This is a genomic window from Arthrobacter sp. CJL-S3 (genome assembly GCF_056711635.1).
This window is the reverse complement of the sequence record NZ_CM160046.1, coordinates 104,572-121,267: the sequence shown is the minus strand read 5'-3', so window position 1 is coordinate 121,267 and position 16,696 is coordinate 104,572. Positions and strand designations below refer to the sequence as shown.

Here is a 16,696-nt window from a genome sequence, read left to right as displayed (position 1 = left end):
CAGCCAATCGGGGCCAAACTTCTGGTATCGAAATATTTCGAAAGTACAGGAGTCGACGTGTCAGTTGTCCAGGATTCCGGCAAGCCAACGCTGGCGGCGGTCGCCCGGGCGGCGGGCGTCTCCTCCCCAACGGTCTCAAAGGTCATCAATGGGCGGGCGGACGTCGCGGAGAGCACCCGCACCAAGGTCCTGGCGGCACTTGAACAGCTGGGCTACCAGTCGCCGCAACAGCGCAAGCATGCCGGGGGCCGGACGGCCATCGTGGAGGTGGTGTTTGACTCGCTGTACTCGGCGTATGCCGTCGAGGTCCTGAACGGGGTGCTGGAACAGGCCGCATCGGTCGACGTCGAGATCCTGATCGACGTGACCGGGCACGTGCCCGCCATGACGCTCAGCCCCGAGCGGCGGGCCCAGCGCATTTTGGATGAGGGCCGGCTCGGCTTGATTGTGGTGACTTCCGGCTTCAGTACGGCGCAGTTGAGTGCCTTCCGCCGGCGGCACATTCCGGTGGTGGTCATCGATCCGCTCAACCCGCCGCCGTCGGAGGTTGTCAGCGTGGGCGCCACGAACTGGGCGGGGGGGAAGGAAGCCACGGAGCACTTGCTCGGCCTCGGCCACCGGCGGATCGCGTACATCGGCGGACCCGAATCGGCGGAGTGCAACCAGGCGCGTCTCCATGGCTACATGGCGGCACTCATGGCGGGCGGAGTCCAGGTCCGGCCCGACTACGTCCTGCTCGACAAGTTCCGCCCGGAAGTTGGAATTCGCGGCCTCCAGACCCTGATGGCCCTGCACGAGCCGCCGACAGCCATTTTCGCGGGGAGTGACAGCATCGGCCTCGGCGTCCTGGCCGAAGCCAGGCGGAACGGACTGCGGATCCCCGAAGACCTGAGCCTGGTGGGGTTCGATGGCACGTACCAGGCGGAGCAGTCCATCCCGGCCTTGACCACTGTGACGCAGCCGCTGCAAGAGATGGGCCGCGCCGCCCTGCGTGCCGTTCTTCGGCAGGCCAACGGCGAGGAGCTCGACTCGCGTCGGGTCGAACTCGCCACCCACCTTGTCGTCCGGGAGTCGACAGCCGCTCCTGCCGCTAGGGACTCGGTAGCGGATCTGCCGCGGCCCTAGTCGCCGCACTGCCTGCCGCCGGTGTGCGCCGGGGACCGGTCCGCGGCCCGTACCGAGTCGGACGGATAGGTGATTCCGGCCTGCAGCCGGGCTTCATCGAGCAGTGACATCACCAGCAGCGTGTCGGCCAGCGGCATGGTCGGGCTCTCGGTCAGACCAAGTTGAAGGCAACGGATTACCTCGCGCAGCTGATAGGTGTACCCGCGCCCCGCCGGAAGGAACGTCTCCACCCGGTTTTCGCCCGAGCCAAGCGCCAGGGTCAGCTCCGTCGGGTTGAACAGCGGCGCGTTGCACCGGAGCATCCCCTTCGTTCCGGACACCGTGGCAGCCTGCGTCGACACCGTGGTTAGCGACAGCATGAACTGGGCCCGGGCCCCCGAATCATACGAGAGGGTAACAGCGGTTTCGGCATCCACACCGTCACCGTTGATGTGGGCCGCCGCGGTCAGGGACTGGGGCGCCCCCAACGCAATGAGCGCCCAGGTCAGCGGATAAACTCCGACGTCCAGGAGGGCGCCCCCGCCGGCCGCCCGCTCCCACAGGCGGGCTCCCGGATGGCGGGGCGCCGGAAAGCCAAGGTCCGCCTGGATCCACCGGACCTCGCCCAGTTCTCCTGAAGCGATGATCTCGGCCGCCCGCTGCACACTGGGAAGAAACCGGGTCCACACGGCCTCCATCAGGAACAGTCCTTTGCGCCGTGCCAGCCCGGCCAGGACAGCCGTGTCCCGCGCGTTGAGCGTCATCGGCTTCTCGCACAGCACGTGCTTGCCGGCCTCGAGCGCCGCGTAAGCCACGGTGAAATGGCTGGCGTGCGGCGTCGCGACGTATACGATGTCGATCTCCGGGTCCTGGATCAGCCGCAGGTACCCCGGAAGGCTGTCGTCGTCGCCGTAGGCGCGGCGGAAGCCGTGCCGGGCGGCGAATTCCTCGGCGCCGGCGCGGGACCTGGAACTGACGGCGTGCAGGATCGCGTCAGGCAACAGGGCCAGATCGCCCGCGACAATGGACGCGATCCTGCCGGTGGAGACCACGCCCCAGCGGACAGGGTCGCCGGTGGCGCGGAGCGGATCCTCGTGGCCGGAGGCCAGCAGCGGAGTGCGGACCAGTAGCGGCTCAGGTGCCCGGATCAATGTGGCCGCTCGCCCTCAGGTAGTTGTGTCTGATGACCGGCTGGAAGTCCGGGGCCGGTGCGGCGTCCACCGCGACGGACCATTCCGGGCGGCTGCCGCTGTGCACCCAGGCCGCTTGGACCGCCGCGCCACGGGCCACGTACTCCCCTGGGCTGGGGATCACGACCGGCAGATCGAAGACCTGGGCGGCGATCGCCTGCACCGCGGGGTTCTGCACGGCGCCGCCGATCAACAGGAGGCGTGTTGCCGGGCTGCCCAGCGTGCGGAGGGAATCCAGCCCGCCGGACAGTCCGCACAGCATGCCCTCGATGGCGGCCCGGGCAAGGTTGCTCCGGGTGCTGGAGGCAATGCTGAGCCCGTGGAGGCTTGCTTTGGCGTGGGGCAGGTTGGGCGTGCGCTCACCTTCGAAGTACGGCACCAGCACCACGCCCCCGGCGCCGGGCTCGGCTTCCAGGGCAAGCCGCGACAGTTCGTCGAAGTCGACGCCCAGGAGTCCGGACACGGAGCTGAGCACTCGCGCGGCGTTCAGGGTGACGGCGATGGGCAGATATTCTCCGCTGGCGTCTGCGAACCCTGCCACTGTTCCGCTGGGATCGGCAACGGGCCGCGATGCTACGGAGAACACCGTGCCGCTTGTGCCGACGGAGACCACCACGTCGCCGGGTTCCGCCCCCAGGCCAAGGGCGGCGGCCGCGTTGTCCCCGGCGCCGGCCCCGAGCAGGATCCGGCGCCCGGATCCCGCCGGGCTTGATCCTGCCGGGGCGGGAAGGGCAGCCGGGGCCCGCAGTTCAGTCAGTGAACCGAAGCAGCCGGGATGGATTTCCCCGGCCGCGTCGCCGGGGCCCAGGACCCGGGGCAGCACCACGGTTCCGTGGTCCTCCGGCCCGCCGTTCCCGGTGGCTTCCCGGGCGTCCCGGCCGAAGGCGACCTTGAACAGCTCAAGGTCGTACCCGCCGTCTGAGGGGCTCCAGTAGCCCGTTCCGCTGGCATCCGAGCGGTCCGTCGTGAGCTGTTCCAGGTCCGGGCCCAGGGGGCTGGAGGCGGCCGGGCCGTAACCGCGGAGCCGCCAGGTCAGCCAGTCATGGGGTAGTGCGACCGCCGCCACCCGATCCGCCAGCTCCGGCTCATGGTCCCGGACCCAGCGGACCTTCGTGATGGTGAAGGAAGCCACGGGCACCAGCCCGGTTCTCCGAGCGAAGTCGTCCGCCCCCACTTCATCGGTGAGTGCAGCCGCCGCCGCCGCCGATCGGGTGTCATTCCACAGCAGCGCCGGCCGCACCACGTCACCGGCGTGATCCAGCAGCACCATGCCATGCTGCTGGCCCCCCACCGACAGCGCGCTGACGTCGGCCAGCCCGCCGGCGTCGTCGAACGCCTCGGACAAGGCCCGCCACCAGTGGTCCGGGTGGACCTCCGTTCCGTCCGGGTGCCCGGCCCGGCCCTCGCGGACCAGGGTGCCGCTGCGGGCGTCCAGAACCACCACCTTGCAGCTTTGGGTGGAGGAATCGACGCCGGCAACAAGGGTTATGGGAGCGGCCGCCACGGGATCAGCGGGCGCCGAGCAGGTGCTCGATGAAGAGCTGCTGCAGCTTCACGAAACCGAAGCCCTTGCCGCCGAAGTAGGCGTCGGCGTCGAAGTCCTCGTAGGAGGCGCGGTCGGCACGGAGCTGTTCGTACCCTTCGCCCGGGTTGAGCGTGGGTTCGTTGATTTCCGCCACGCGCGAGGCCTGCAGCGCCGCCTGGACCTCGGGGTCGGCGCGGAAAGCCTTGGCGCGTTCCTTGAGCAGCAGGTAGGTCTGCATGTTGGCGGCGGCGGAATCCCACACGCCGTCGATGTCCTCCGTGCGGCTGGGCTTGTAGTCGAAGTGGCGCGGTCCGTGGTAGGCCGGGCCGCCGTCGGGTCCGCCGTTTTCGAGCAGGTCCACCAGCGAGAACGCGTTCTGCAGATCGCCGTGGCCGAACACGAGGTCCTGGTCGAACTTGATGCTGCGCTGGCCGTTGAGGTCGATGTGGAAGAGCTTGCCCTGGTACAGCGCCTGGGCAATGCCGTGGGTGAAGTTCAGCCCGGCCATCTGCTCGTGCCCGGTTTCCGGGTTGATGCCCACCAGTTCGGGGCGTTCGAGCGTTTCGATGAATGCCAGCGCGTGGCCCAGGGTGGGGAGGAGGATGTCGCCGCGGGGTTCGTTGGGCTTGGGCTCGATGGCGAACCGGATGTTGTAGCCCTTGTCCGTGACGTAGTCGCCCAGCAGGTTCACAGCCTCCCGGTAGCGTTCCAGGGCGCCCCGGATGTCCTTGGCGGCGTCGTACTCGCTGCCTTCGCGCCCGCCCCACATGACGAAGGTTTCGGCACCGAGCTCGGCGGCGAGGTCGATGTTGTCCAGCACCTTCCGCAGGGCGAAGCGCCGGACGCCGCGGTCGTTGCTGGTGAAGCCGCCGTCTTTGAAGACCGGGTGGCTGAACAGGTTGGTGGTGACCATCGGGACGATCATCCCGGTGGACTTCAGCGCGCCCGTGAGCCGGTCGATTTCGCGCTGGCGGTCGGCCGCGGAGCAGCCGAAGGGAAAGAGGTCGTTGTCGTGGAAGGTGATGCCGTACGCGCCGAGGTCGCTGAGCCGGTTGACGGCCTCGACTGTATCCAGCGGCGGGCGGGTCGCGGAGCCGAACTGGTCCTGGGCCTCCCAGCCCACCGTCCAGAGGCCGAAGGAAAATTTGTCTTCACGGGTGGGCTGAATCGTCATTGAATGCTCCGAGGATAGGCGTGGACTGAATCGGGACGGTTACCGGACCGGGCTTCGGTAATAAATTGTTCTAGAGACAAACATATTATGGATTTCTATGATGTCAACCACTTAGCTGCCGGAAATCTTGGCCAACTTGCGCGTATCGTGGCGGTTTGTAGGGGCAACTGTTATGTTGTGATTGACATCAAACGGCGCCGGCGAGTCTTCAAGAGGGCCCTCGAGCAAGGATTCAGACCGTGATCGATCAGATGGTGAACGAACGCAACTGGGCGGGAAACTACGGTTACCAGGCGCCGCGGATCGCCCATCCGGCGAACATGGCGGAACTGCAGGACGTGGTGGCCAACGCCGGGAAGGTCAGCGCGCTAGGATCCCGCCACTCATTCAACGACATTGCCGACACCTCCGGTACCTTGGTGGTGCTGGATCTGCTCGACGCCGGCATCAGCGTCGATACGCAGAACATGACAGTCACCGTCAGCGGCGGCACGCGCTACGGAACGCTCGCGGCTGAGTTGCAGCGCCGGGGCTTCGCCCTGCACAACCTTGCCTCGCTGCCGCACATCTCGGTGGCCGGAGCTGTCGCCACCGCCACGCACGGCTCCGGGGACGGCAACGGCAACCTCGCCACCGCCGTGGCGGCGCTGGAGCTGGTCACCGCCGATGGCACAGTGATCACAGCCCGGCGCGGCGACCCCGGGTTCGCCGGGATGGTGGTGGGACTGGGCGCTCTGGGCATCGTCAGCCGGCTGACCCTGGACATTGAGCCGAGCTTCGACGTCGCCCAGACTGTCTTTGAAGGTCTCGACTGGGAACAGATCCTGGAAAGCTTCGATGCCCTGACGTCCTCGGCCTACAGCGTGAGCCTGTTTACCGACTGGAGCGGGTCAACGGTGGGCCAGGCATGGCTCAAGAACCGCACGGACCGGGCTGTCCTGCCCGCAGGGTTGCCGGAATTCTTCTCCGGCGCGCCCGCCACCCGGGCCAGGCACCCGCTTCCCGGAGTGTCCGGAAGCAACTGCACCCAACAGCTCGCCGTTCCCGGGCCGTGGTCCGACAGGCTCTCCCATTTCCGGATGGAGTTCACCCCGAGCAAGGGCGACGAGCTGCAGAGCGAATACTTGATCCCGCGCGAGCATGCCGTTGAGGCGCTCCGCGCCATGCGGAGCCTCTCCGGGCTGGTCACGCCCCTGCTCCTGATCGGGGAAGTCCGCACGATCGCGGCAGACGAGCTGTGGCTCAGCCCCAACTACGGCCGGGACGGGATCGGTCTGCACTTCACCTGGCGTCAGGACGAGCCGGCCGTCAGGGCACTCCTGCCGCTCCTTGAAGCGGAACTGGCCCCGTTCGCCGCCAGGCCGCACTGGGGCAAACTTTTCCACGGCGATGCGGCCAGCCTCGCCCCCCTGTATCCCCGCTTTGCCGACTTCACCGCACTGGCCGGCCGGCTGGATCCGGCCGGGAAGTTCCGCAACGCATTCCTGGACCGCACCGTGTTCGGCCGCTGATAGTGTCACGATGATGCCTCCACGTACGCATGCTTCCGCCGCGGTGAGCGAGCCGGATCCGTCACGCCGGAACAATCTGTCGCTGCTGACCTCCCTCGTCCACCATCGCCGCGTCCTCAGCCGCGCCCAGCTGACCCGGCGCACGGGGCTCAACCGCTCCACCGTCGGGACGCTGATCGGACAGCTCATTGCCCTGGGCGTGGTCTATGAGACGGCCCCCGCCGGCGAGGGGCAGGTGGGCAGGCCCAGCCCCGATGTCCATCCCAATCCGTCGATTGCGGCGCTGGCCGTCAATCCGGAAATCGACGCCGTAACCATCGGTCTGGTCAGCCTCGGCGGAAAGGTACAAAAGAAGATCCGCTTTGAAACGGAGCGGATTCCAAGCGCCCGGGAGGCCGTGAATATTGCAGCGGCCGTTATCGCCGGGATGCGCTCCGAGCTGGATGCCTCCTACCGGATTACCGGCATCGGCATGGCCGTGCCCGGCCTGGTTAACCGCGACGACGGCGTCGTGCGGCACGCGCCGCACCTGGGCTGGCGCAATGAGCCGGTCGCCAGGATGCTGAGCGAGGCCACCGGCTACCCGTGCCAGGCGGCCAACGACGCCTCCCTGGGCGCCGAGGCGGAGCTGATTTTCGGGGCCGGCGCCGGGCAGAGGAACCTGATCTATCTCAACGGCGGACCCAGCGGCGTTGGCGGCGGAATCATCGCGGACGGACAACTGCTCCGCGGGGCCTCCGGCTACGCCGGGGAACTCGGCCACACTTTCGTCCGCTCCGAAGGCTCCACCTGCCACTGCGGTGCCACGGGCTGCCTTGAAACCGAAGTCTCACAGTCCCGCCTCCTCGACTTGGCCGGCATGAGCAGCGGCGACACCGCCGACCTCGAACGGGCTCTCGGAAGCAACAGCGCCGAGGTGAACGACGAAGTGGCCCGTCAGCTCACGTATCTGGGCATCACCTTGCGCAATGCCGTGAACACCTTCAATCCCGAGGCAATCGTCCTGGACGGTTTCCTGGGGACACTGCATTCGCTCGCCCCGGCGTCGCTGGACGGAATGCTGCGCGCCCAGGCGATGGATGGCCCGGCCGGCCAGGTCAAGATCTACCGTGCGGCACTCGGTTCCGATCTGATGATGATCGGAGCCGCGGAGCTGGCGTTCACTCCGTTCCTGGCCGATCCTGCGGGTCTTGGAACCGCCGCCGGCACCGTGCCCCCGCCAAGTCGCAGACAGGCTGACCATGCAGAACGAGTCCGTACAGAACCAGGCCCTGTCACCGATGGGTGAGCACTACGAGATCATGGCCACGCTGGGAGGACGCCGACAAAAAGCCGTCATAACCGAGATCGCAGCCAGCCTGCGCGCCCTGGAAATCGACGGAGTCGCCCTCCTGCAGGACTACCCCGCCCAATCCGGCCCGCCGTCGTGCGCCGGCTGGGTCCTGGTGCCGTGGCCCAACAGGGTGGCCGACGGCAGGTGGACCTACGACGGCGTCCCGCAGCAACTGGAGATCACCGAACCCGGCAACGGCAACGCCCTGCACGGCCTGCTGTCCGGCGCCGCGTACACAGTCGCGCACCGGACATCGGACAGCATTACGCTGGCTGCCGATGTCACGGGCGAGCCGGGCTACCCCTTTGAACTGGCGACGGCAGTCCGCTACCAACTGACGGAGGACGGGCTGCTTGTCACCCACAGCGTGACAAACACGGGCAGCCGGGACGCGCCGGTCGCGGTGGGGGCGCACCCCTTTCTCAAGTTGGGGACCGTCCCCACGGAAGAACTGACGCTCGTCATCAATGCCGGCACCCACCTCGAGGTCGACGACCGGCTGAACCCGACCGGCGCCACCACGGATGTCCACGGCACCCGGCATGACTTCCGGACGGGCCAACGGGTTGGCGCCCTCACCCTCGACGATGCCTGGAGCAACGTCGGCCGGGAACCGGACGGTAGCTCCCTGCACTATCTGGAGGCCCCCGACGGCAGCCAGGTGCAGCTGTTCATGGATGCGTCCTTCGGCTACGTCCAGGCCTTCACCACAGCTGTCTTCCCGACCGACGGCGGCCCGGTGACAGCTGTGGCCGTGGAACCGATGACGGCTCCCGCCGATGCGCTAAACAGCGGCGAGGGTCTGCGGTGGCTGGCCCCGGCCCAGACCTGGCACCTCAGCTGGGGTATCCGGTACCAGCTGCCCTGACCCGGGGGCCGCTGTCTTCCTCCCGGACCGATCCGAACGCCGTGAAGCCGGGGCAACAACGGCAGGGTCCCCGCCGCCATCTTGAGCCTTAGCGACGCCAGCAGTACGGCGTCGTCGTTGACACCCGGAGCAGGCCGTAGCGTTCCAGGATCGGTCGTGAATATTCCGTAGAGTCGCTGTGGATGAGCCTTTTGCCCAGCGCCAACGCTGCCCGGGCCCGGGCTGAAGTCAGGGCACGGTAAATCCCCCGGCCGCGCCAGTCTTTGAGCGTCGCCCCGCCCCAGATGCCGGCGAATTCCGTGTCCGGGACCGGTTCCAGACGACCCGCGCTGACGATCAGCCCCTGGTGCTCGGCCACCCAGAGTTGCATCCCGTCGTCGGACGCCACGCGCCTTAGGATCGCTTCAGCGTTGCCGTCGGAGACGGGACTGCCAAAGACGTTGTCCTGCATGGCGCTCATGGCGCGGATGTCCGGTTCTTCGGTCACTCTCCGCAGGCTGACGCCGGCCGGGAGTTTCACATCGACAGCCAACGCGCCGGCCGGACCGATCATGATCGATTCGGTCTCTTCAGGCATAAATCCGTTGTGGAGCAGCGCCTCATGAAGTCCGGGCGCATGATCGTGTCCACGGGTCTTCCACTCGACCCGCACGATTTCCGGATCCGCACGGTAGAACGCCAGTGTTTCCGCCACCCATTCCTCGATTGTCTCCGCGCCGGCCCCGCCAAGGTCCTGATAGGTCACGAAACCGCGCCCGCCGGAAAAGGTGACAAGACGCAAGGGGCCCAGCCGCTCGACGGCGAGCGCACTGGGGGTCTCCGCATCTGTCCGGAGCTGCTGGTCGTACGCCGTAAGAAGTTTCGAAGTAGCCATCGCCCCCACGGTACAACGCCCGGAAGGCCCGCGGCGGCGTCGGCTCCGGCGGACCGCAAGTGGGCACCTGAGCGCAAGTAGGATCGGCCCATGACAATTGACGAGTGGGAGCGCCGCGTAGCCGCTTTCTGGACAGCCTTCGCGGCATCACCGACCGACGGCGAAAAAACCATCGGCGAACTGGACGATCTCGCTTCCGCATCACCCGCAACCGACGGACGCGCAGATTTCGAACGCGCCTGCATCCGCGATTCCACCGGACTGACTCTCGACGCCGTCTCGTTTTACGAGTCCGGGCTCGCAGCCGGGCTCGATCCCACCAGGCAGACTCGCACCTACGTCCAGATGGCCAGCTCCCAGCGTGCCCTCGGGCACACGGCAGAAGCCCTGAAGATCCTCACCCACGCCGACCCGCATGCGTTGGGCGGGGCACCCAGCGCCGTGCGGGCCCTGGCCCTAAGAGACGCCGGCCGTCATGATGAGGCCCTCCGCGTCGCGCTCGAGGCACTCATTCCCCATTTGCCCCGGTATCAGCGCTCGATGGCGAACTACGCGAGACTCCTGACAGAGGACTAGGCGGTGACGGGTGTCGCGGCCGAACCGCCTACTTGCCCAGGAATGTCCGGTAACTGGTCAAAGACCCGGCCCCGGAATACCCCAGATCGGTGGGTGAGACAGCCGACGCTTCATCCGCAGAGATCACCTGGATCGCCAGATTTACTTCCGGGTCGCCGGCGGCGGCGTCCACAATCGCCGGAAAAGCATCCCGCAGGAGGCCCATCATTTCTTCCCGGTCGGAGGTGTCGGCGTGCAGAAAGACATCCCCGCTCCGGCCCATGCCGCCGGAGGACTTGTAGCTGGCGTCCACGCTGGCGACGTGGGCCAGCTCCTCGACCGACGCTTTGTACTTGGCGGCGTACTCCGGGTCCGAGGCTCCCGGTGTTGCCCCGCAACCCGCCAGGACCATGGCCAGCAGACCCACGGCCAGGACGGTGAAGATTTTTCGCATGTTAGGACTCTATTCTTCTCGGCCGATGCCGGACGTTGTTGACCTGACCTCGCCGGGCTCGGACGTTATGAATGCCTGAGTCGACGGATGATTCCGGTAGGCCGCGAGGGCACCGGAGGATTCGTTTGCCTCGACGGACGCGACGTAGGCGTTGTAGTCGTGATTGCCCATAAGGTCGCCCATTCCGGCGCCGGCCGGGCTGGGGAGGGTGACCACGGTGGCGCCGCTGCTGCTTTCCCAGCCAACCAGGACGGGTCCCCCGGGCTTTGAGTTGCCGAGATCCAGGCGGGGCACGACGTCGAACGGATGCTGGAGGGCGAGCGTGTTCACGTCGCCGGGGATGTGGGTCGAGTCGATCGGGGAACCGTAGGTTATGACGTTGGTGACGTCGAAGCGGCCACGGAACTCCGGGTCGGCCGCCAGGTTGGCGGCGGTCATCCCGCCCTGCGAGTGTCCCACCAGCATGACCGGCGCGCCGCTTGGAATTCCGGCCTGGCGCATCGCCATCTCAACGGCCTGCGAAGCTGTCGACATGTTGCCGGCCGCGGAGGACAGGTTGCCCACGGTATCCATGGGGTTGGAGCCCGAGGACACGTTCCACTCCGAGGTGCCCGGGATGGTCACGATGTACGCCGGCCCGTTGCCCTTGTCCACGACGGTAATCCGAACAGCCGCGTCGGGAGTCCCGGCCTTGCCGCCGTCGTCGTAGGCCGCCGTGACTCCTCCCATGATCTGCGCGAGGCTGCTGGGTACGGGGGTGCTGCGGTGGCCGTTCTGCGCCGGGTCTGAGCCGACACCCACGGTTTGCGGGTCGCCCGCCACCGGCGAGCCGTCATCGAGGATGTGTGGGTGCACGAGCCCGGCGGTGGACAGGGCAACGTTCGCATTCAGTCCGGCGGCCAGCAGCCCGGTTCCGCCCGCGAGCAGTTCGGTGATCGAAGGAGGCTCCCCGGTGCTGAGAAAGTCCCAGCCCAGGCCGCCCATGTCGCCCAGGCTGCCAACCACGTCGCCGCCCGCGTCACCGAGGTTGGACACGGAATCCGAAACCCGGCCTCCCAGCCAGCCCAGCCCGTCGCCGACCTTGCCGCCCACGGTGTCGATGACCTCACCGGTTCCGTCCCACAGGTCGCCGGCAGCGTCGCCGGCACCCGCCTGGAAATTGTCCAGCAGCGCTGCCGCCGCGTTGCCGCCAGGCTGACTTCCGGCGGGCTGGCCGGCACCCGTGCGTCCGGAACTGGCGTCCTGCTGCTGGCGGACGTTTTCCCGCACGGCCTCGGATGCATCCCGCAGCGCCTGCGCGGCGGCCAGCAGCATCCTGCTGTGGGACTTCCAGTCGCCGCGGAACTGCTCTCCGTCGGGCCCCCGCCAGAGACCGGCCGTGACGATCGGCGTCAGTTGCCCGCTCAGCTGCGCGAAGCGCTGGCTCGCACGGGTGAGCTCCTTGGCGAGGTGCTCGCCTTGTTCCAGGTCCATTCCGTACAGGCTCATGACGCCGGCTCCGTGCTGGTGCGGCGGGCCAGGAAATCGCGGGCGCCGAGCACGTGCCAGACAAGCTGGCGGGCGATGTCGCCGCTCGCGGTTTCCACCATCACCAGGCGGCGTGCCGTGGCCGGTCCGGCGGTGCGGACGGAATACAAACTGTCGGACAACGCCCAGACTCCGGCCGCACGATACGGCACCTCGGTGCCGGAGGCCCGGGACTGCACCTCAAGGTAGACGGTGGCTTTCGCCGCGGCCACGGCGGCTGCGACGCCGGTGGGAACTTCGGCGGCCCCTCCGTCGGCCAGGGCGGCGACGTCGGCTGCCGAGAGCGTCGTCTTCGCCCCGTCGCGACCGGGGACCGGGCCCGAATCCTCGGTGCCGGAGTCCGGGTCCCCTCCCCCGGCGGTCAGCTCGGGGAAGGGAGGCATCGACCTGGCCAGCACCGGCCACAGGACCGCCTCCGAGAGCAGCGTGACCGTGACGATGCCGGCGACGTCGAGCGCGGCAACCCTTCCGTCTGCGGCGGTGGCGACCGGGCGGGTAAATTCGACGGCGATGCCGCGGCCTTCAAAGAGGTCCACCCGGCAATGCGTCGAGAGGCCGGCCGAGCGTGACACCAGGCTCACCCGGACCGGTGCGGCCGCAGCCTGCCCCAACGCCCGCAGCCACTGGGGCCGGATATTTCCTGCGGTGTCCGTGATCCCGGCGGTGATCAGCTCGCTGCCGAGTCCGGCCCGGGACGGTTCGTCCAGCCCTGCCAGGAGGGCAACCTCCGGCCCGGGACGGTGGCCCGACAGGTCCACCCCGGCTTCGCCCCGCAGCGTTTCCGTGGCGCTCTGCACGGCCAAGGCCCAGGCGAGGCTGGTCATCCGGTAGGTGGTTGTCGCAGGTATCACTGCGGAATCTGGCATGGCTGAGACCTTCGGTTCGGAACTGGTCGGAGGCTCAACCAATGAGAGGCACGCTACAGCACGGCCCGGCACGGGGGCCATGGGGACAACTTCCCCGTGAGTGGGGTGTCCGGTGGCTAGGCGGAGCGCCCGTCGAGCGTGTCCTGGATGCGGCGCGCCACCTCGGCGGTGGGTGTGGACCGGGGGAATACAGCCACCACGAGGTCATCCGCGGCGGGGGCAACGGACGGGTCGCCCGGTGGCAGGACGCCGAAGATGCGGCGCACCGCCAGTAGTTCGTGTTCCAGGTTCCGGAGGGATCCGCGGGGAGAATCCAGCATCATTTCGCGCAGCACATAGTTGTGGGTGGACGTGACGGCCGCCGCGAACCGGATTGCATCAAGTGCCGCCAGGCCCGGGAGGGCCTGCCGGAGGTAGTCGGAGAAAAGCCGCTCATAGCGGGATACCATGATCGTTTCCCGGTCCCGGAGCGCGGGCACCGCCTGCACCACGTGGTAGCGCTTCTGGGCTATTTCCCGGCGCTCAGCGAACTTCCCAAAGACGAGTGCCGCGGCCTGGCACACGGCCTCCCATGGATCGGGATGGCCCGCGGCCAGGTAGCTGCCCAGCTCATCGAGCAAGGCTTCGTGGTCTGCGAAGATCACGTCTTCCTTGGCACGGAACTGGCGGAAGAAGGTGCTCCGGGAGATCCCGGCCGCCAGGGCAATATCGTCCACGCTGGTCGGATCGTAGCCGTTGTCGGTGAACAGATCCAGGGCGGCCTCGGCCACCTCGGAGCGGAAATTAGCCACTGATGCCATCCCGGTACAGTAACAGCGCGTCGCCCTGTCCGCCGCCGCAGAGTGCGACGGCGGCCCTCCCGCTCACTGGGCGGCTTCCTGGCTGAGCGCCGCGGCAGTGACGCCCAAGGCGCGCAGTTGGGACTTCAGGACTTTTCCGGTGGAGTTGTGCGGGAGTTCGTCGGGGAAGAGGATTCGGTCCGGCACCTTGAATCCGGAGAGCAGGCCCTGGACGTGCGCACGGATTTCCTCGGCGGTGACCGGGCTGGAGCTGCTGCGGATGACAAAGGCAACCGGCCGTTCGCCCCATTTCTCGTGCGGGACGCCGATCACGGCCACGTTCAACACCGCAGGGTGGCTGCTGATGGCCTGCTCGACTTCAATGGTGGAGATATTCTCGCCGCCGGAGATGATGATGTCCTTGGCCCGGTCCTTGAGCTGGATGTAGCCGTCCGGATGCATCACGCCGAGGTCTCCGGTGTGGAACCAGCCGCCGGCGAAGGCCTCGGCCGTGGCCTCGGGGTCCTTGAAATATCCGAGCATCACGTTGTTGCCGCGGAGCACGATTTCCCCCAGCGTGGTGCCGTCCGCCGGGACGTCGAACATGTCCAGGTCCACGATGCGCGCCGTCTCGGCCTGCAGCATGCCCACCCCCTGCCGAGAGATCTTCACGGCCCGGTCCTGAGGGGACAGATCATCCCACTCGGGCTGGTACTCGCAGATCGTGTAAGGGCCGTACACCTCGGTCAGCCCGTAGACGTGCACCACGGTGATCCCGAGTGAGTCCAGGGACGTGATGATCGCGGGCGAGGGCGGGGCGCCCGCCGTCGTGATCAGCAGCGGCTCCGTTAGCTCGTGCGCCTGGGGCGCGCCGGCGATGATGCTGCACACCGTGGGGGCGCCGCAGAGGTTGGTGACGCCGAGGGTGTCGATGGCGTCCCAGACTGCATCCGCGCGCACCGCCCGCAGGCAGATATGGACACCCGCCACGGCGGTCACGGCCCACGTCGTGCACCAGCCGTTGCAGTGGAACATCGGAAGAGTCCACAGATAGCGGGTGTCGCCAGTGAACTTGTTATGGATGGTTTCCCCGAGTGAGTTCAGGTAAGCCCCGCGATGTGAGTACAGCACGCCCTTCGGCTTGCCCGTTGTCCCTGAGGTGTAGTTCAGCGTGATGGGGGCGCGTTCGTCCTGGACCCCCCACGGGAGATCTGCGTCCCGGCTGTCCGGTCCCGCGAGGAAATCCGCATAGCGGGTGGTGTCGATCCCCGCCGGGACCACCGGATCGGGGATGGTGCTGTCGGGCACGTCGATGATGCCGGCCAGCTGTGTCAGGCCAAGGTCCAGTCCCGCGACGGTGCCGAGCAGCTCCGTATCGGCGAACAGCAGCCTGGCTTCGGAGTGTTCCAGGATGTACTGGAGTTCCCGGGCGGTCATCCGCGTGTTCAGGGCCACCAGGACGCCCCCGGCGAGGGGAACGGCGTAGTGGGCAATCAGCAGTTCAGGCACATTGGGACACAGGAAGGCCACGCGGTCGCCTGGCTGGATCCTGCTCCTGATCGCCTTGGCGAGCTGTTGGGCTTCGGCGGCGAAGTCCGTGTAGGTGTAGGAGCGATCACCGTGGATAATCGCCGTCTTCTGTCCGAAGACCTCGGCGGAACGCTGGAGGAACCGCAGGGGGCTCAGCGGGGTTTCGTTGGGGCGCTCGATGGTGGTCATGGCGGGTCCTTTAGGCGAAGGCGCTTTGTCCGGTGACATCGCGGCCGATCAGTAGGGTCTGAATGCTTTGCGTGCCTTCATAGGTATGGATGGATTCGATGTCCAGCAGGTGCCGGATCACGTGGTTTTCCAGAAGGATGCCGTTGCCGCCCAACATATCGCGGGCAATGGATGCCAGCTCCCGGGCCTTGCGGGTGTTGTGGTACTTCGCCATCGCGGCCTGGGTGGGGCGCATCAGGCCGGCCGCATCAAGACCCGCCAGATGGACACAATGCAGCTGCATGCTGGTCAGCTCCGAAAGCATGTAGGTCAGCCGTTCCTGGACCAGCTGGAACTTCGCGAGCGGCTTGCCGAACTGGGTGCGCTGCGTGGCATAGTTCAGCGCGGCTTCGTAGACGGCGGTGGCGTGGCCAAGGGCCGACCAGGCCACGCCCAGGCGCGTCGCCACCAGGACCTTGGAGGTGTCCTTGAACGTTCGCGCACCGGGAAGAAGATTGGCTTTGGGGATGCGGACATTGGTGAGCCGGATCCGGGCCTGGTGAATCGCGCGGAGCGATGCCTTCCCGGTGATGGTCTCGGCCTCGTACCCCTCCCGGTCCTGCTCCACCAGGAAGCCGCGGACATCCCCGGCGTCATCGCGTGCCCAGACCACGGAGACATCCCCCGCCGCGCCGTTGCCGATCCACTTCTTCTCGCCGTTGAGGACGTACTCCCCGCCGTCGAGGGTGGCGGTGGTTTCCAGCGCCACGGAGTCCGAGCCGTGGTCCGGTTCCGTGAGTGCGAAGGCGCCGAGCTTTTCGCCCCGGCCCAGCGGACCAAGCCAGGTCTCGCGCTGGGCTTCGGACCCGAAGAGTGCAATCGAGCGCATGGCCAGGCCGCCCTGGACTGCGATCACGGTACCCAGCGAGCCGTCCCCGCGGGAGACTTCCATGTTGACCAGTCCGGCGCCCAGGGGTGACATCAGGTCCAGGCCCGGGACGTCGATGCCGTCGGCCAGCAGGTTCAGGCTGCCCATCCGCTTCGCCAGGTGGGCGGGGAACTCGGCGCGCTCCCAGTAGTCGTTCATCTGCGGGATTGCCTCCGCCGTGAAGGCCCTGGCGCGGTTCCAGACTTCACGGTCGGCGGCAGGAACATTCGCAAAGACGGCGTAGTAGTCGGTATCGAGCGGTTCGGAGACGTCATAGTCGGGCATGGCTTGCATCCTTTGGGAGGAATTG

The 16,696-nt window shown here is 67.5% G+C and carries 15 protein-coding genes; 5 read left to right on the top strand and 10 right to left on the bottom strand.

The window, feature by feature from the left end; all coding sequences use genetic code 11:
• Positions 1-57 precede the first annotated feature (57 nt).
• Positions 58-1,125, top strand: a complete 1,068-nt coding sequence (locus AC06G6_RS00605; protein ID WP_479825362.1) for a LacI family DNA-binding transcriptional regulator — start codon at positions 58-60, stop codon at positions 1,123-1,125.
• Here AC06G6_RS00605 and AC06G6_RS00600 read toward each other — a convergent pair.
• The 3 genes from AC06G6_RS00600 to xylA are packed head-to-tail and all read right to left on the bottom strand — an operon-like array spanning position 1,122 to position 4,993.
• Positions 1,122-2,255, bottom strand: coding sequence for a Gfo/Idh/MocA family protein (locus tag AC06G6_RS00600; protein WP_479825360.1), 1,134 nt, complete (start codon positions 2,253-2,255; stop codon positions 1,122-1,124). The two genes, AC06G6_RS00605 and AC06G6_RS00600, sit on opposite strands and share 4 nt — an antisense overlap.
• On the bottom strand, positions 2,239-3,783 hold the full coding sequence (locus AC06G6_RS00595; RefSeq protein WP_479828788.1) for a xylulokinase: 1,545 nt from the start codon (positions 3,781-3,783) through the stop codon (positions 2,239-2,241). The genes AC06G6_RS00600 and AC06G6_RS00595 overlap by 17 nt, the downstream gene beginning before the upstream one ends.
• A 19-nt stretch (positions 3,784-3,802) precedes the next feature.
• A complete protein-coding gene (gene xylA / locus AC06G6_RS00590) occupies positions 3,803-4,993 on the bottom strand; it encodes a xylose isomerase (RefSeq protein WP_479825358.1) in 1,191 nt (396 codons plus the stop codon).
• Positions 4,994-5,244: 251 nt separating this feature from the next.
• Between xylA and AC06G6_RS00585 the strand changes: the two genes are divergently transcribed.
• The 3 genes from AC06G6_RS00585 to AC06G6_RS00575 are packed head-to-tail and all read left to right on the top strand — an operon-like array spanning position 5,245 to position 8,705.
• The gene (locus AC06G6_RS00585) at positions 5,245-6,504 is read left to right on the top strand and encodes an FAD-binding protein (RefSeq protein ID WP_479828787.1); all 1,260 of its coding nucleotides are present in this window, start codon (positions 5,245-5,247) and stop codon (positions 6,502-6,504) included.
• 10 nt (positions 6,505-6,514) lie between these two features.
• The gene (locus tag AC06G6_RS00580) at positions 6,515-7,792 is read left to right on the top strand and encodes an ROK family protein (protein ID WP_479825356.1); all 1,278 of its coding nucleotides are present in this window, start codon (positions 6,515-6,517) and stop codon (positions 7,790-7,792) included.
• Positions 7,746-8,705 carry an aldose 1-epimerase family protein gene (locus tag AC06G6_RS00575; RefSeq protein ID WP_479825354.1) on the top strand — a complete coding sequence of 320 codons (960 nt, stop codon included), beginning with the start codon at positions 7,746-7,748 and terminating at the stop codon, positions 8,703-8,705. Before AC06G6_RS00580 ends, AC06G6_RS00575 begins: the two co-directional genes overlap by 47 nt.
• Positions 8,706-8,793: 88 nt before the next feature.
• Here the strand turns inward: AC06G6_RS00575 and AC06G6_RS00570 are convergent, their stop codons facing one another.
• Positions 8,794-9,579, bottom strand: a complete 786-nt coding sequence (locus AC06G6_RS00570) for a GNAT family N-acetyltransferase (RefSeq protein ID WP_479825352.1) — start codon at positions 9,577-9,579, stop codon at positions 8,794-8,796.
• A 90-nt stretch (positions 9,580-9,669) separates the two neighbouring features.
• On the opposite strand from AC06G6_RS00570, the gene AC06G6_RS00565 reads away from it, so the two are divergent.
• A complete protein-coding gene (locus AC06G6_RS00565; RefSeq protein WP_479825350.1) occupies positions 9,670-10,155 on the top strand; it encodes a tetratricopeptide repeat protein in 486 nt (161 codons plus the stop codon).
• A gap of 28 nt (positions 10,156-10,183) precedes the next feature.
• Here the strand turns inward: AC06G6_RS00565 and AC06G6_RS00560 are convergent, their stop codons facing one another.
• The 6 genes from AC06G6_RS00560 to AC06G6_RS00535 all read right to left on the bottom strand — a co-directional run bounded on the left by AC06G6_RS00560 (position 10,184) and on the right by AC06G6_RS00535 (position 16,680).
• Positions 10,184-10,588 carry a hypothetical protein gene (locus tag AC06G6_RS00560; protein WP_479825348.1) on the bottom strand — a complete coding sequence of 135 codons (405 nt, stop codon included), beginning with the start codon at positions 10,586-10,588 and terminating at the stop codon, positions 10,184-10,186.
• Between the two features lie 9 nt (positions 10,589-10,597).
• The gene (locus tag AC06G6_RS00555) at positions 10,598-12,076 is read right to left on the bottom strand and encodes a PGAP1-like alpha/beta domain-containing protein (protein WP_479825346.1); all 1,479 of its coding nucleotides are present in this window, start codon (positions 12,074-12,076) and stop codon (positions 10,598-10,600) included.
• Positions 12,073-12,981 carry a hypothetical protein gene (locus AC06G6_RS00550; RefSeq protein ID WP_479825344.1) on the bottom strand — a complete coding sequence of 303 codons (909 nt, stop codon included), beginning with the start codon at positions 12,979-12,981 and terminating at the stop codon, positions 12,073-12,075. The genes AC06G6_RS00555 and AC06G6_RS00550 overlap by 4 nt, the downstream gene beginning before the upstream one ends.
• A 116-nt stretch (positions 12,982-13,097) precedes the next feature.
• On the bottom strand, positions 13,098-13,781 hold the full coding sequence (locus AC06G6_RS00545) for a TetR/AcrR family transcriptional regulator (RefSeq protein WP_479825342.1): 684 nt from the start codon (positions 13,779-13,781) through the stop codon (positions 13,098-13,100).
• 63 nt (positions 13,782-13,844) lie between these two features.
• The gene (locus tag AC06G6_RS00540) at positions 13,845-15,479 is read right to left on the bottom strand and encodes an AMP-binding protein (protein WP_479825340.1); all 1,635 of its coding nucleotides are present in this window, start codon (positions 15,477-15,479) and stop codon (positions 13,845-13,847) included.
• A gap of 10 nt (positions 15,480-15,489) precedes the next feature.
• The gene (locus AC06G6_RS00535; RefSeq protein WP_479825338.1) at positions 15,490-16,680 is read right to left on the bottom strand and encodes an acyl-CoA dehydrogenase family protein; all 1,191 of its coding nucleotides are present in this window, start codon (positions 16,678-16,680) and stop codon (positions 15,490-15,492) included.
• Positions 16,681-16,696: the final 16 nt, after the last annotated feature.

Bases quoted from the DNA above. Each gene is read 5' to 3' on its own strand.
- AC06G6_RS00580 (WP_479825356.1), top strand. From the start codon at position 6,515: ATGATGCCTCCACGTACGCATGCTTCCGCCGCGGTGAGCGAGCCGGAT.
- xylA (WP_479825358.1), bottom strand. From the start codon at position 4,993: ATGACGATTCAGCCCACCCGTGAAGACAAATTTTCCTTCGGCCTCTGG.
- AC06G6_RS00535 (WP_479825338.1), bottom strand. From the start codon at position 16,680: ATGCAAGCCATGCCCGACTATGACGTCTCCGAACCGCTCGATACCGAC.
- AC06G6_RS00540 (WP_479825340.1), bottom strand. From the start codon at position 15,479: ATGACCACCATCGAGCGCCCCAACGAAACCCCGCTGAGCCCCCTGCGG.
- AC06G6_RS00555 (WP_479825346.1), bottom strand. From the start codon at position 12,076: ATGAGCCTGTACGGAATGGACCTGGAACAAGGCGAGCACCTCGCCAAG.
- AC06G6_RS00575 (WP_479825354.1), top strand. From the start codon at position 7,746: ATGCAGAACGAGTCCGTACAGAACCAGGCCCTGTCACCGATGGGTGAG.
- AC06G6_RS00570 (WP_479825352.1), bottom strand. From the start codon at position 9,579: ATGGCTACTTCGAAACTTCTTACGGCGTACGACCAGCAGCTCCGGACA.
- AC06G6_RS00565 (WP_479825350.1), top strand. From the start codon at position 9,670: ATGACAATTGACGAGTGGGAGCGCCGCGTAGCCGCTTTCTGGACAGCC.
- AC06G6_RS00545 (WP_479825342.1), bottom strand. From the start codon at position 13,781: ATGGCATCAGTGGCTAATTTCCGCTCCGAGGTGGCCGAGGCCGCCCTG.
- AC06G6_RS00560 (WP_479825348.1), bottom strand. From the start codon at position 10,588: ATGCGAAAAATCTTCACCGTCCTGGCCGTGGGTCTGCTGGCCATGGTC.
- AC06G6_RS00550 (WP_479825344.1), bottom strand. From the start codon at position 12,981: ATGCCAGATTCCGCAGTGATACCTGCGACAACCACCTACCGGATGACC.
- AC06G6_RS00585 (WP_479828787.1), top strand. From the start codon at position 5,245: ATGGTGAACGAACGCAACTGGGCGGGAAACTACGGTTACCAGGCGCCG.